The sequence below is a fragment of the Halomicrobium sp. HM KBTZ05 genome, assembly GCF_041530035.1.
Taxonomy (GTDB): Archaea; Halobacteriota; Halobacteria; order Halobacteriales; family Haloarculaceae; genus Halomicrobium.
This window is the reverse complement of sequence record NZ_CP168057.1, coordinates 944,641-958,619: the sequence shown is the minus strand read 5'-3', so window position 1 is coordinate 958,619 and position 13,979 is coordinate 944,641. Positions and strand designations below refer to the sequence as shown.

11 protein-coding genes are annotated in these 13,979 nt (G+C 64.8%); 7 read left to right on the top strand and 4 right to left on the bottom strand.

Annotation, left to right across the window (positions count from 1 at the left end):
- Nucleotides 1-132 precede the first annotated feature (132 nt).
- From gltB to ACAH01_RS04950, 5 genes are all read left to right on the top strand, one after another.
- Complete coding sequence (gene gltB, locus ACAH01_RS04970) at nt 133-4,719, top strand: glutamate synthase large subunit (RefSeq protein WP_372480445.1); 4,587 nt, start codon at nt 133-135, stop codon at nt 4,717-4,719.
- 164 nt (nt 4,720-4,883) lie between these two features.
- Nucleotides 4,884-5,171: an AbrB/MazE/SpoVT family DNA-binding domain-containing protein gene (locus ACAH01_RS04965; protein WP_372480444.1), complete on the top strand. Its 288-nt coding sequence runs from the start codon at nt 4,884-4,886 to the stop codon at nt 5,169-5,171.
- A 3-nt stretch (nt 5,172-5,174) separates the two neighbouring features.
- On the top strand, nt 5,175-5,654 hold the full coding sequence (locus tag ACAH01_RS04960) for a type II toxin-antitoxin system VapC family toxin (protein WP_372480443.1): 480 nt from the start codon (nt 5,175-5,177) through the stop codon (nt 5,652-5,654).
- Nucleotides 5,651-6,148, top strand: coding sequence for an NUDIX hydrolase (locus ACAH01_RS04955; protein ID WP_372480442.1), 498 nt, complete (start codon nt 5,651-5,653; stop codon nt 6,146-6,148). Before ACAH01_RS04960 ends, ACAH01_RS04955 begins: the two co-directional genes overlap by 4 nt.
- 36 nt (nt 6,149-6,184) lie before the next feature.
- A complete protein-coding gene (locus ACAH01_RS04950) occupies nt 6,185-7,171 on the top strand; it encodes an NAD-dependent epimerase/dehydratase family protein (protein WP_372480441.1) in 987 nt (328 codons plus the stop codon).
- Between the two features lie 214 nt (nt 7,172-7,385).
- Here the strand turns inward: ACAH01_RS04950 and ACAH01_RS04945 are convergent, their stop codons facing one another.
- Entirely contained in the window at nt 7,386-8,327 is a 942-nt protein-coding gene (locus tag ACAH01_RS04945; RefSeq protein ID WP_372480440.1) for a hypothetical protein, read from the bottom strand.
- A gap of 141 nt (nt 8,328-8,468) precedes the next feature.
- Between ACAH01_RS04945 and ACAH01_RS04940 the strand changes: the two genes are divergently transcribed.
- Nucleotides 8,469-9,527 carry an NAD(P)-dependent glycerol-1-phosphate dehydrogenase gene (locus ACAH01_RS04940; RefSeq protein WP_170095117.1) on the top strand — a complete coding sequence of 353 codons (1,059 nt, stop codon included), beginning with the start codon at nt 8,469-8,471 and terminating at the stop codon, nt 9,525-9,527.
- A gap of 142 nt (nt 9,528-9,669) precedes the next feature.
- Here the strand turns inward: ACAH01_RS04940 and ACAH01_RS04935 are convergent, their stop codons facing one another.
- Both ACAH01_RS04935 and ACAH01_RS04930 read right to left on the bottom strand, forming a co-directional pair.
- On the bottom strand, nt 9,670-10,074 hold the full coding sequence (locus ACAH01_RS04935) for an SHOCT domain-containing protein (RefSeq protein ID WP_170095118.1): 405 nt from the start codon (nt 10,072-10,074) through the stop codon (nt 9,670-9,672).
- 182 nt (nt 10,075-10,256) lie between these two features.
- The gene (locus tag ACAH01_RS04930) at nt 10,257-10,724 is read right to left on the bottom strand and encodes a hypothetical protein (protein ID WP_372480439.1); all 468 of its coding nucleotides are present in this window, start codon (nt 10,722-10,724) and stop codon (nt 10,257-10,259) included.
- Nucleotides 10,725-11,564: 840 nt separating this feature from the next.
- On the opposite strand from ACAH01_RS04930, the gene ACAH01_RS04925 reads away from it, so the two are divergent.
- Nucleotides 11,565-11,750, top strand: coding sequence for a hypothetical protein (locus ACAH01_RS04925; protein WP_170095120.1), 186 nt, complete (start codon nt 11,565-11,567; stop codon nt 11,748-11,750).
- Between the two features lie 296 nt (nt 11,751-12,046).
- Here the strand turns inward: ACAH01_RS04925 and ACAH01_RS04920 are convergent, their stop codons facing one another.
- Nucleotides 12,047-13,837 (bottom strand): prolyl oligopeptidase family serine peptidase, encoded by a 1,791-nt coding sequence (locus ACAH01_RS04920; protein WP_372480438.1) that lies wholly within the window; start codon nt 13,835-13,837, stop codon nt 12,047-12,049.
- Nucleotides 13,838-13,979 lie beyond the last annotated feature (142 nt).

Below are 13,979 nucleotides of genomic sequence, written 5' to 3'. Positions count from 1 at the left end.
GATATCGGAGATCCTCATGGTCGATCCGCACAAACCCTTATATGTTAATAATACTCATGCAAATGTGTATAGTGTACCCTTATTGTATCAGGGACACCCTCTTGTGGGGGAACCCCTATGCTCGGATCACACATGGTTGAGCGACAGCAGAGTGACCAGTCCGGGAGCGCCGCAGGGCTCGCGGACCCGACCGATACTCGGTCGAACTGCGGTGTCGGGGTCGTCATGGACCTCGACGGCGGGTCACACGACTGGGTGGTACAGGACGGACTCGAACTACTGGCGAACCTCGAACACCGCGGAACGACTGGTGCCGAAGAGAACACCGGCGACGGCGCAGGTATCATGCTGCAGATCCCCCACGAGTTCTTCGCGGACGAACTCGACGTCGATCTCCCCGAGCCCGGCGCGTACGCCGTCGGGACGCTCTTTCTCCCGCAGGACGACGACGAGGCCGCAGCGCTGAAAGATCTCGTCGAATCGACGCTGGCCGAAGAAGGGCTCGACGTGCTGGCCTGGCGGTCGGTGCCGACGGACAACGAGGACCTCGGCGCGACGGCACTCGAATCGGAGCCGGACGTGACACAGGTCGTCGTCACGTCGGCCACCGGCGCGACCGGCGACGCCTTCTCGCGACAGCTCTACGTCGGTCGCCGCGTGCTGGAGAACGAAATCGAGTCGACGGAGCCGGCGGGCCACGAACGGTTCTACGTCTGCTCGCTGGACCACGAGACGATCGTCTACAAGGGTCTCCTGAAGGCAGAACAGCTGTCGGGCTACTACCCCGATCTGAGCGACGAGCGGTTCGAATCGACGTTCGCACTGGTCCACGCCCGTTTCTCGACGAACACGCTCGGCGCGTGGCACCTCGCTCACCCGTATCGGAACATCATCCACAACGGCGAGTTCAACACGATCCAGGGCAACATCAACTGGATGCGCGCCCGCGAGACCGACATCGAGAGCGACGCGTTCGACGACGGCGAGCAGAGCGGGCAGTCGGACATCGAGAAGATCAAGCCGATCATCGACGATCCCGACCAGTCCGACACCGCCAGCGTCGACAACGCGCTCGAACTCCTCTTGCAGGACGGGCGAGACCTCCCCCACGCGCTCCGGATGCTCATTCCGGAGGCCTGGCGCGGCGAGATGAACGACGTACAGGGCGACCGGCGGGACTTCTACGACTACCACGCCTCGCTCGTCGAACCGTGGGACGGACCGGCCCTCGTCGCCGCGACCGACGGTGACCGCGTCGGCGCAGTGCTCGACCGCAACGGCCTGCGCCCCTGCCGGTACGACATCCTGCAGGACAACACGCTGGTGATGTCCTCAGAGGCCGGCGCGCTCGATCACACCGCCGACGAGATCGAGGAACGCGGCCGTCTCCAGCCGGGACAGTGCTTCCTCGCCGATCCCGAAGAGGGTCGCGTCATCCCCGACGAAGAGGTGTTCGAGGACATCAGCGACGAGAAGTACGGCGAGTGGGTCGAACAAGAGCAGGTCGACATCGACGACATCGCCAGCCGCGAGTCCGACGCGCCGATCGGCGACGTGGACGGCCTCCGGAGCCACCAGGCGATGTACGGCTACACCTACGACGAGGTCGACCACCTCATCCAGCCGATGGCCGAGAAGGGGAAAGACCCCGTCGGCTCGATGGGCGACGACACGCCGCTGTCGGTGCTCTCTCAGTTCAACCGACCGCTGTTTACCTACTTCAAGCAGCTGTTCGCGCAGGTGACGAACCCACCGCTGGACTACATCCGCGAAGAGCTCGTCACCTCGCTGGAGTCGCGGCTGGGCTACCAGCGGAATCTGCTGGCCGAGACACAGGAACACGCCCGCCAGCTCGTGCTCGACTCGCCGATCCTCAGCGACGAAGAGACGGCGGCGATCAAGGAGCTGGGCTCGTCTGACGACCGCGACGGGAACGGGATGTCGTCGACCGTCCTCGATATCACCTACGAGAGCGGGACCGACCTCCGGGAGGCGATCGAGGACGTTCGCGACGAGGCGACTGCGGCCGCGACCGACGCCGACGTGCTCGTGCTCTCGGACCGCGCCGCGGGCGAAGACCGCGTCCCGATCCCGAGCCTGCTCGCGGTCGGTGGTATCCACCACCACCTCGTCCGCAACGGGCTGCGCAACCACGTCGGACTCGTCGTAGAGTCCGGTGACCCGCGGGCGGTGCATCACTTCGCGACGCTGATCGGGTACGGCGCGGGCGCAGTCAACCCCTACCTCGCCTACCAGACGATCGACGACCTCGTCGCCGGACCGGACGGTGCGGACCTGGAGGCGGCGATCGGCGCGTACATCACCGCCGTCGAGGACGGACTGCTGAAGACGATGGCCAAGATGGGCATCTCGACGGTCGAATCCTACCAGGGAGCCCAGATCTTCGAAGCCGTCGGGCTGGGCTCGGACTTCGTCGCCGAGTACTTCGAGGGGACGACCTGCCGCACGGAGGGGATCGGCATCGACGAGATCGAGGCCGACCTGCTCCAGCGCCACGACGTCGCCTGGAGCGAAGAAGAGCCGGACATGCCCCGACAGGGCGAGTACGAGTTCCGGTCGGACGGGATCCACCACCAGTGGAACCCCGACACGGTGGGCAAGCTCCAGCAGGCGGTCCGGATGGGCGACTACGAGACCTACAAGGAGTTCGCAGCGGAGATCAACGACCAACAGCAGAACCTCCAGACGCTGCGGGGCCTGCTGGAGTTCGACGACGAGGCCCGCGAGTCGATCCCGGTCGACGACGTGGAACCGGTCTCGGAGATCGTCGAACGCTTCGAGACGGCGGCCATGAGCCTCGGGTCGCTGTCGCCGGAGATGCACGAGAACAACGCGATCGCGATGAACCGAATCGGTGCCAACGCCAACACCGGCGAGGGCGGCGAGCCCCCGGAGCGGTTCGGGACCGAGAAAGAGTGTACGACAAAGCAGGTCGCCTCCGGGCGCTTCGGCGTCACGAGCGACTACCTCGCCTCGGCCGAGGAGATCCAGATCAAGATGGCCCAGGGCTCCAAACCCGGCGAAGGCGGCCACCTGCCCGGCAAGAAGGTCAACGAGATGATCGCCCACGTCCGGTACGCGACGCCGGGCGTCGGCCTCATCTCCCCGCCGCCGCTGCACGACATCTACTCCATCGAGGACCTCAAGCAGCTGATCCACGACCTGAAGGCGGCCAACCCCGACGCCGACATCAACGTCAAGCTCGTCGCCGAGGACGGCATCGGGACGATCGCGGCCGGCGTCGCGAAGGCAAACGCCGACGTGGTCCACATCTCGGGCCACTCTGGCGGGACCGGCGCGTCACCGAAGACGTCGATCAAGAACGCCGGCCTCCCCTGGGAGCTGGGACTGGCCGAAGCAAACCAGATGCTGACTGGGACGGAGCTGCGCGACCGGATCAGAGTCACCTCCGACGGCGGGATGAAGACCGGGCGCGACGTGGCGGTCGCCGCGCTGCTTGGCTCGGAAGGGTACATCTTCGGCACCGCGTCGATGGTCACCTCGGGCTGTGTGATGGCCCGGCAGTGCCACGAGAACACCTGTCCGGTCGGTGTCGCCACCCAGAACGAGAAGCTGCGAGACCGCTTCCCGGGCGAGCCCCAGCACGTGGTCAACTACATGACCTTCATCGCCCAGGAGCTGCGCGAGATCATGGCCGAACTTGGCTTCGAGACCATCGACGAGATGGTCGGCCGAGCGGAGGTGCTCCGACAGCGCGACGACATCGAGAATCCCAAGGCCAAGAAGCTGGACCTCTCCGGACTCGTCGCCGAGCCCGAGGGCGACCAGCGCATCAAGACCCGCGAGCAGGACCACGACATCGACGAGCAACTCGACTGGGAGCTCATCGAGGCCGCCGAGCCGGCCCTCGAAGACCGCGAGCCGGTCGCGATCGAGACGGAGATCGACAACGTCCACCGCGCGGTCGGCGCGACTCTCTCGAACCGCATCAGCCAGGCCTACGGCACCGAGGGGCTGGCCGACGACACCATCCGCGTCGACCTCGACGGGACGGCGGGCCAGTCGTTCGGTGCCTTCCTCCAGGGTGGCGTGACCATGGCGCTGGACGGGACCGCGAACGACTACGTCGGCAAGGGGCTCTCCGGCGGGAAGGTGATCGTCGAGACGCCACAGACGGCCGCCTTCGATCCCGCCGAGAACATCGTCGTCGGCAACGTCGCGCTGTACGGCGCGACCCAGGGCGAGGCCTACGTCAACGGGATGGCCGGCGAACGCTTCGCCGTCCGCAACTCCGGGGTCAAGGGCGTCGTCGAGGGCGTCGGCGACCACGGCTGTGAGTACATGACCGGCGGTGCCATCGTCGTCCTGGGCGAGACGGGCAAGAACTTCGCGGCCGGGATGTCCGGCGGCGTCGCCTACGTCTACGATCCCGACGGCGACTTCGAGCAGCGAGCCAACACCGGGATGGTCTCGCTGTCTCGCTCGCTGGAAGGGAAAGACGAGCAGATGATCACCCGACTGGTCGAGAACCACGCCGCCTACACTGACTCGGAGCGCGCGAAGGCGCTGCTCGACGAGTGGGACGCGGCGCTCGACGACTTCGTGAAGGTGATGCCCGACGCCTACGCCGAGGTCATCGAAGAGCGCGACCGCGACGACGTGCGCAACGAACCGCCCGCGTCGGCCACGCCCGAAGCCGGCGCGGTCGATAGCGGGATCGCGACCAGCGACGACTGAGACGGATCGCTGTCGCCGACCGGTGATCGTCGACACGGGAAGACGATGACCGGAAACGATTCCTTGCCGTCGAATCCGTGTACCAGGTCACCTGTCTCTCAGATCGGTCACTTCGCACAACGCTTATTCACCCGCATCGTCAAATGGGAAACAGGTGGTTCGAAATGGGAAAAACGACGCCCGACGACGATCAGGAGTTACGTGGGGAGCGTGTCTCGCTGCACGTCGACGACCGCGGTCGCGTCACGATTCCGAAGCCAGTCCGTGAACGACTGGGGATCGAACCGGGAACGGACGTGCCGGCGTGGCTCTCCGGATCGGTCCTGACAGTCGATCCGGCACCGAGTTCGCGTCTCGAAACGGCGACGGCCGGTCGAGAGATGTGGGAGGAGTCGACACCGACCGACGCAGGGTCGTCACTGTTCGGTCCGATGGACGAGGACGACGCCTGATCGATGAGCGAGACGATCCCGCGCGGTGTCAAGATTCTCACCGACGTGAACGTGCTGGCAATTGGATTAACAGACGACCATCCCGCTCACGAGTACGTCTGGCCGTGGATTCGTGACGCACTCGACGGGCCGAACGTGTTGCTGATATTCGACTACTATCCGTTTCGCGCTCAGTACATTATGACTCGCCAGTTCGGCGTCAGTGAGACCGACGCCCGCAACGCCGTGCAATCTCTCGTCCAGAGTCCAGCCCGACTCGTTGGGGCCAGCGAAGGGACGATACTCGACGCCTACGAGGTCAGCGCCGAACAGAATCACGACGTGTACGACTCGTTCATCGTCGCGCTGGCGCGGGAACACGATGCTGACTACCTCGTGACGACCGATACCGACTTCGTGGACCTGTGTGCCGACGAGGCTGTTGAATATACCAATCCGGTTCCCGAGGACGAACTCGACGTACTGTCGCTCACTGACGGATGACGCTCGACCGAACCACGCTCGATGCACCACGCGAGTCCCAGACGATCAGGCTCCCGGCCGAGACGCTGTCGTCGATGCGCGAGTGGGCCGTCGCAGGCACCGGCCTCACCGCGGCGGCGCGCGTTCGTGATCCGAACGGCCGGACCGCCTTCGTCAAGAACGACTGGTCTGATGGGTGGGTCCTCCCGGGCGGGGCGGTCGAGCGAGACGAGTCCCTCGCTGGTGGGGCCCGGCGGGAAGTCCGCGAGGAGACGACACTCGACGCCGACATCGTCGCGCCGCTGGTCGTGTTCGAACAGTCCTACGTCGACGAGAGCGACGAGAAGACCGCCTTCACCGCGCAGTACGTCGTCTACGACGCGCGTGCCGACGGTGAGATTCCCGACGCGGACCGACTCGGTGAGACCGACGACGAGATCCGTGCCGCGCGATGGTTCCAGACGCCGCCCGACGCGCTCCACGACGGTGATCTCCTGGGGCAGTATCTCGAGTGACCAACCGTTTTCCCGTCGCCGACCGAGAGAGCCACTATGGACTCGGTGCTGATCATCGGCGGGACGCGCTTCATCGGCCGGGCGACGGTCGAGGAGTTCCGCGAGCACGGCTACGACGTGACGATCTGTAACCGCGGGAACCACGCCAATCCCTTCGCAGACGATCCCGGCGTCGCACACGTCGCGGGGGACCGACGCGATCGCGACGACCTCGAAGCGGTTCGCGAGCGGGTCGACCCCGACGCCGTGATCGACTGCGTGGCCTACTTCCCCGAAGACGTGCGCGAGGCGACCGACGTGTTCGCCGACTGCGACGCGTACGTCTACGTCTCCAGTGGCGCGTCCTACGGCGTCGAACGCGTCCCCAAGCGCGAAGACGAGACGCCCCTGTGTGAGTGTACGGACGAGCAGGCGACTACGGAGGGGGCGGCGACCTACGGGCCGCGGAAGGCCGAGGGCGACCGGGCGGTGTTCGCGGCCGCCGAGCGCGGCGTCAGGGCGATGAGCGTCCGTCCGACGGTCGTCTACGGCCCTCACGACTACACCGAGCGGTTCGACTACTGGATCGATCGCGTGGACACCCACGACCGCGTCGCCGTGCCGGGCGACGGGCTGAGCCTCTGGCAACTGGTCTACGTCGAGGACGTCGCCAGCGCGCTCCGGGTCGTCGCCGAGTCGGGCACTGCCGGCGAGGCGTACAACGTCGGCGACGACCACGTCCCGACGCTGGGCGAGTGGGTCGATCTGCTGGCAGAGGCCTGCGACACGACGGTCGAACGAGTGGACGTGAGCGAGCGCGAACTGAGTCGTGCGGGACTCGAATCGACGGCGTTCCCGCTGTATCGGCCCTCGCCACACGTGCTCTCGACGGCGAAATTACGCTCGCTGGGCTGGTCGTCGACGCCACACGAGGCAGCACTGGCGGCGACGGTCGACGAACACCGCGAGAGCGAGCGCACGGGGCGCGACGAGGGACCCGACCGAGCGGACGAGACGGCGCTGTTGGCGTCGCTCGACGAGTGAGTCGGCGACAGCGCCGAAACGGTCACCTCACACCCACTGGTCCAGGCAGTCCGTCGAGCAAAACGTCAGGTCAACGTCCGAGTCGGCGTCGTGGACGTGGGCTCTGAGCGTGTACGCCCGAGTGTCGGTGTCGCAGTTCACACAGGACATGACACCCGTTCTTCGAGGCCCGGACGGATTGTTATAGAGTGTTTACCAGTTCGTCGCCGAGTCGCTACCACAGCGGCCCCGGTTCGAAGAGGAACACGACCGCCTCGCTGGCGACGAGCAGTGACGCGTACGCGAGCGCCGGAACGAGCAGCGAGTCCGTCCGCTCGTAGGTGTCGGCGGCCACTCCGAGCGTCGCCACGTTGGCGAGCCCGTACAGTCCCGCAGCGATGGAGTCGATCGAGGCGACCCACTGGACCCCGGAGAGGACGACGAACAGCACTGCGGGCACGGCGGCGACGGCCCAGATCCACCTGGCGTCGAAACGTGTTCGGGAGACGTGGACAGCGAGCGACGCGAGCGCGAACAGCCCGACGCCGACGTACTTCGAGGTCTCACCGATGCCGCCGACCAGTCCCTGATCGCCCAGCACGAACGCACCCAGCAGCGTCGTCAGGGCGATCGCGGTGTCACTGCTCGTGATCGATCGAAAGCTCCCCTGAACGAGGACCTGGTTGAGCGCCAGCGCCAGCGGGACGGCGACGAACACCCTGGCGAGCGTCGTGCCGGCGGCGAACGTGGCCGACGCCCGCTCGGCGTAGGCCGTGAGCACGAGCGTCTTGAACGGGACGCTCGTGACGTTGCCGACGAGGTCCGTCACGCCGATCAGGACGAGCGGCGTGACGACGGCCAGTGCAACCATCGCCAGATCCGATCTGCCCGGAAGCGCCGTGCCGACGGGCACGTTTCGGGCACGGACGTAGACGGCCGCGATGACGACGACGCTCGCGACCAACGGCCCGCTGTAGACGAACGAACTCGCGAGGAAGGCACCGAGGCCGTCGACACCGAGCGCGTCGGCCAGCGGGAGGTTCCGGACGGCGGGACCGACCACCCGCTGCCACAGCGTCCCGGTCCACAACTGGACCGCCAGCAGCGCCGCCACGACGATCAGCAGTTCCGTGGCCAGCGGGCGGCGGCTCTCGTCGAGTGAGCCCGTCGTTGCCATGTCCGTCCAGTTCTGTCCCACTCGGTAAAAAACGGGGTGACGATCGACGAGTGCGCGCGTCGGTCGCGCGACCGACCCGCCGTCCTGGGACGATCGCCGGCCACGACAAGTGTTTTCACGCCTGGCTGACCACCCACGGGTATGTTCGACAAAACGAGCTGGATCAGGCTCCCCCACAACGTGGTGGTGGGCCACGGCGTCCTCGACCAGACCGTCGCGGCCGTCGAGGACATCCACCTCTCCGGGCGGCCGCTGATCGTCGCCAGCCCGACGCCGTACAGCGTGGCCGGCGAGCGCGTCGTCGCGCAGTTCGAGGACGCCGACGCAGATCCGGCCGAGGTGATCGTCGAGGAAGCCAGCTTCGGTGCCGTCGAGTCGGTCATCGAGACCGCTCGCTCGGTCGACGCCGGCTACCTACTGGGCGTCGGTGGTGGGAAGGCCATCGACATCGCGAAGATGGCCGCCGACGAGCTGAACCTGGGCTTCGTCTCCGTGCCGACCGCCGCCAGTCACGACGGCATCGTCTCCGGACGCGGCTCGGTCCCGGAGGGGGATACGCGCCACAGCGTCGCCTCTGAGCCGCCCCTGGCCGTCGTCGCCGACACCGAGATCCTCGCCGAGGCCCCCTGGCGGCTGACCACCGCGGGCTGTGCCGACATCATCTCGAACTACACCGCCGTCCGGGACTGGCAGCTGGCGCACCGACTGAAAAACGTGGAGTACTCGGAGTACGCGGGCGAGCTGGCCCGGATGACCGCAGAGATGCTCGTCGAGAACGCGGGCTCGATCAAGCAGGGGCTCGAAGAGTCGTCGTGGATCGTCGTCAAGGCGCTGGTCTCCTCCGGCGTCGCCATGTCGATCGCCGACTCCTCGCGGCCCGCCTCCGGCGCTGAACACCTCTTTTCCCACCAGCTCGACCGAATCGCGCCCGACGCCGCGCTCCACGGCCACCAGGTCGGCGTCGGCTCGATCATGACCGAGTACCTCCACAGCGGCGCGAAAGGGCAGTGGATCGACGTTCGCGACGCCCTGGCCTCGATCGGCGCGCCCACGACGGCCGACGAGCTGGGGATCGACGACGACACCGTCCTGGAAGCGCTGACGACCGCCCACGAGATCCGAGACCGCTACACGATCCTGGGCGACGGGATGAGCGAGCCCGCCGCCCGCGAGGCCGCGACCGTCACCGGCGTTATCTAGACCCCACCTGTGCTCGCCACCACTCGCACAAAAAGCGAGTCTACCGGCGACCCGCTGGGTCCGCCGGACCGCTCGGTCGTCCGGATGCGACAGCAAACGTTTGGTCGGTATAGCGGAGAGATGTGTCGCTCAGTACAGGAGATCACTCTATCACACGTTCGCGTTCGGTTGTCTGCTGCTCCAATTCATCGGTTTTGATGAGGCGATCCAGACGCTCCTCAAAGGCTTCGTCATCAAGTTCACCCTCTGCATACCGTCGCCGAAGCGTTTCAATTGCCGTTTCCTTTGATTCGTCTGTCTGGTGACCGTCCTGTAGACTGTCCACAGGAGCCGCATTCGCCTGACGAACGACCCCTCGTATTAATTGTCCGGCGACACCAAGCGTTACAGCACTGAGCAAGAGGTACAAGAGTGCTGCCGCGACGTTTTCAGATAGTCCAATGAGTCCGTATACGAGTGCTGGGACACCAATCAAACAGGCGATGATGGCGGTCGCAGTTCGACCGGCAGGACTTTCGGGGGCATATCGGTGGACCAATTCAAACATGGTCGTTTTGTAATCAGTCTACAGTTTAAGTATCTCGGAAGCGGAGCGAGGATCTCATCAACGACCGAATTTGAGATTCGTGTAGAGAGGCAGCACATTGGTCAACGCGCACACAGACGTACCGAGAGTCGAGCCTGCTACTGCGGACAGACTGGATCGAAGAATCACCCGCGTGACGACGGCTACACGAATTCGGGGATCGCCGACTCGGCTGCCCAGACGCCCCGCTCGGTCTGGCCGCCGTCGTACACCGCGTCGACGAGGACGAGCAGTCGGTACACGGTCTCGGCGTCGGTGTCCTCGGCGTTGCGGACGCCGGCAATCGTCACGCGGACGATCTCGTCGATCGTACAGTCGACGCCGGTCGCGTCCGCGACGGCGTCGCGCGCCCGCTCGGTGAGGGGCTTCTCGCTGCCGCCGACACAGCGCGGGACCCGTTTGCGGTCCTCGCTCTGGACGTGCAACACCTCGCCGTCGTCGTTCTCCACCCGGACGTACACGTCCGCGAACCCGTCGCGCGCGCGTTCGGCGGCGTCGCGATACGCCGCCGGTGAGAGGCTGAGCGTCGTCTGGTTGACCGGGAAGGGACCGTGGCGCTGCTGGAGCGACTCGATCCCGTCGCCGATCACGTCTGGAGACCGACTCACCATTCTCGTACCAGTTACTGTGCGTCCGGTCAGATAAAACCGGTCAGTCGTTGTCTCCTTTTGAGAAAGCCGTAGCAGTATCAATGCCAGGCATCAACGGTAGAACCTAACCAACATTATAGTAACAATTGAAACGATTGACACACCGATCGCACTGCTGTCGTGCGATCGGGTGTGCATTGATTTTCAATGGCCACCATAGTAAAAAGTCCCTGACACTACCGGCTGTACATCTGTGAATGATTTCGCCACCCCGGGGTGGCGAAGCTCGTCACGAAGTGACAGCCGGTAGTATGAGACCCAGGGATTGCCAGTACAGATGAAGGGGGAGGTGGAATCCCGAGAGTGGAAAATGTGTCGAGAAAAGAGAAGAACAAGCGGGGTATTAAAGAAAACACAAACACGAATGCGATGGGTTTTAGCGGCGAAGCACAAGAACCAACCCACATTATGACTAACCCACCAACCGCAGTTGTTCCGACTCTCCCTCGAGACTCCAAATGATCCAAAAGGAAGTAGACGAGTATATCAGAATTTCCGGCATGAATTAAATAATATATGGTTCCTAGTACCAGACGTACCGTACTATACAGTATACCTGCAGTGATGGTCGGTACCAGTGGCTGTCTCTCCTCGGGCAAATCTTCTGGACACACACAAGATACATCGACAAAAATTATTAATAAGGGTCAAGAAAAGCGCACGAACACCGTCAACATCTTGAGCGACAGCGGAAACCAGACGGTATTTCGAGGAACCCTGTCGGCGGAGCTTCCACCCTGTGAAATCGTCTGTGTTCCCTATTCGAGCGCTGGTGACGAACAGCGGTCGTCGAGACTCGAAATGACGGCGCGCTCGAAAAACAGTGGAGAGCAACAGTATCGGTACTACGAGTACGAGACGACGATCAAGTGGAACGAGCGACCGGCGAAGGTCTACACCCTCCACGCCGGTCCGGACGGAGGAGTTATCGGTCAGGGAGGGCAGCGGATGTTCGAGGACACAGAGGACGGCTACGTGGACCCATGATATCCTTGTACAATGGCATAAATTTTAATATTATGCATACTCGTAGTACCAGACGTGCCGTACTGTGTGGCATACCTGCGGTCATGGTCGGTACCAGTGGATGCCTCTCCGGAGCGGGCCCGCGGGATACACGCAGGACGCAGCGACTGAGGTCATCCATGAGGGACCGGAGTCCTCGTCGTTCATGTCGGCTCAGAGGGCGAATTTATTACTGATGGGTGGACGTTTGAAGAGTCCGGTGACGGGTACGTCGAAAGCTGACAATCAGCAGTAGCGAAGACGCTGGCGAAGCAGTCTCACACGTGTTCGTCGAGGAACTCGACGACCTGCGTGTAGGCCTCGATTCGGTTCTCGCGCTTGCCGATCCCGTGGCCCTCGTCGTCGAAGACCAGCAGTTCGACCGGGACGTCCTGCTCGTGGACCGCGTCGACGATCTGTTCGGCCTCGCCGACCGGGACGCGGGGGTCGTTCTCGCCGTGGATGACGAACAGCGGCGCGGCGATCTGGTCCGCGCTGTGGATCGGCGAGACGGATTCGAGGAACTCGCGGTCGTCGTCCAGAGAGCCGTACTCGGCTTCGCGCAGCGACCGTCGCCAGTCGCCGGTGTTTTCGAGGAAGGTGACGAAGTTCGCGATGCCGACCACGTCGACGCCCGCGGCCCACAGGTCGGGGTACTCCGTCATCGCGGCAAGCACCATGAACCCGCCGTAGGAGCCGCCCTTGGCCACCAGTCGGTCGGGGTCGACCGCCGGGTGATCGTGGAGCCAGTCGACGCCGGCACGGATGTCGCGGACGCTGTCCATCCGGTGCTCCACGTCGTCCAGTTGCATGTAGTCGGTCCCGTAGCCGCTCGATCCCCGGACGTTGGGCTCGAACAGGGCGTAGCCACGCGAGAGGAAGTACTGCTGGAGGCCGGAGAAGGAGGGGCGGCGCTGGCTCTCGGGACCGCCGTGGATGTCGACGATCACCGGGACGCCGTCGTCGTCTCTGCCCTCGGCCGGCGGCAGCGAGAAGAACGCCGGAATCTCCCGGCCGTCGAAGGTCTCGTAGTGGACCAGTTCCGGCGGGTGGAACGTCGAGTCGGGAATGCCGGCCGTCGAGGCGTGCGTCCAGCGGGTGGCCTCGCCCGTTTCGGTCTCGACGACGAAGACGTTCGTGTTGACCGTCCGGCCGGTGACCGTCACCGCGAACCGATCGGCGTCGGGTCCCCACGAGACGCCGCCAGCGATCCCGCCGGGCAGGTCCGGCGTGGGGAACGCCTCGATCGTGGTCTCGTCGGTCAACCGTCCGACGGTCAGGTCCGTGTAGCCGTCGACGTTCCGAGAGTAGGCGAGCCGTCCGGTGTCGACGTCGACGGACACGCCGTCGACGTTCCAGTCGTCGTCCGAGACGACCTCGCGGAGCGTCCCGTCGAGATCGAGGCGGGCCAGCCAGCGCAGGTCCGCATCGCTGTCGGTGACGAGATAGACGCCGTCGCCGTCGGGTGCCCACTGGGCGCTCCCGTAGCGCACGTCGCCGTCGTGGGGCGTGAGGTGGTCGAAGTCGCCGGATTCGAGATCGAGCACGGAGAGGTCTTGGTCGACGTTCGAGTGGGCCTCGCCGACGAGGAGCTTCGAGTCGTCGGGCGACCAGCCACCGACGGTGAGCCAGCCTCCGCCCTCGTGGACCAGTGTGGCCTCGTCGTCGTCCCGACCCTGCACGTAGATGTCGAAGACGCTCTCGTCGCGGCGATTCGAGGCGAAGGCGAACCGCTCGCCGTCGTGGCTCCAGCCGCCCCATCGGTGCTTGGCGTCCGGCCGGTCGGTGAGTGGCGTGCTCTGGCCGTCCGCGTCGAGCCGGAACAGCTGCAACCGCTCGTTGCCACCCTCGTCCTTGCCGAAGATCAGCTCCGGCCGTTCGGGCGAGTACGAGGCGAAGGACACGGAGTCGTCGTAGAAGGTGCGCTGCTGGGGCCAGCCGCCCGGTTCGTCGACGCTCCAGAGCTGGAACGTGCCGGTCGTGTTCATCCGGAAGGCGAGCTGTCCGTCGGGCCCGAGCGTCGCCCCGGTCGCAGATCTGATGTTGAGATAGCGTTCGAGATCGTACACGTCAGATGTCTTGGCGAGCGCGAGTATAACGGTTTGGCGCTCGCTGAGGGGACTGCGGTATTGAGAGTATATATGTATACAGGTTAGAAATAAAATAATAGATATGTAATCTAGAGGTATTTTATGGCCGTCGGCTGTCGAT

Bases quoted from the DNA above. Each gene is read 5' to 3' on its own strand.
- ACAH01_RS04950 (WP_372480441.1), top strand. From the start codon at position 6,185: ATGGACTCGGTGCTGATCATCGGCGGGACGCGCTTCATCGGCCGGGCG.
- gltB (WP_372480445.1), top strand. From the start codon at position 133: ATGGTTGAGCGACAGCAGAGTGACCAGTCCGGGAGCGCCGCAGGGCTC.
- ACAH01_RS04955 (WP_372480442.1), top strand. From the start codon at position 5,651: ATGACGCTCGACCGAACCACGCTCGATGCACCACGCGAGTCCCAGACG.
- ACAH01_RS04940 (WP_170095117.1), top strand. From the start codon at position 8,469: ATGTTCGACAAAACGAGCTGGATCAGGCTCCCCCACAACGTGGTGGTG.
- ACAH01_RS04965 (WP_372480444.1), top strand. From the start codon at position 4,884: ATGGGAAAAACGACGCCCGACGACGATCAGGAGTTACGTGGGGAGCGT.
- ACAH01_RS04935 (WP_170095118.1), bottom strand. From the start codon at position 10,074: ATGTTTGAATTGGTCCACCGATATGCCCCCGAAAGTCCTGCCGGTCGA.
- ACAH01_RS04960 (WP_372480443.1), top strand. From the start codon at position 5,175: ATGAGCGAGACGATCCCGCGCGGTGTCAAGATTCTCACCGACGTGAAC.
- ACAH01_RS04945 (WP_372480440.1), bottom strand. From the start codon at position 8,327: ATGGCAACGACGGGCTCACTCGACGAGAGCCGCCGCCCGCTGGCCACG.
- ACAH01_RS04930 (WP_372480439.1), bottom strand. From the start codon at position 10,724: ATGGTGAGTCGGTCTCCAGACGTGATCGGCGACGGGATCGAGTCGCTC.
- ACAH01_RS04925 (WP_170095120.1), top strand. From the start codon at position 11,565: ATGACGGCGCGCTCGAAAAACAGTGGAGAGCAACAGTATCGGTACTAC.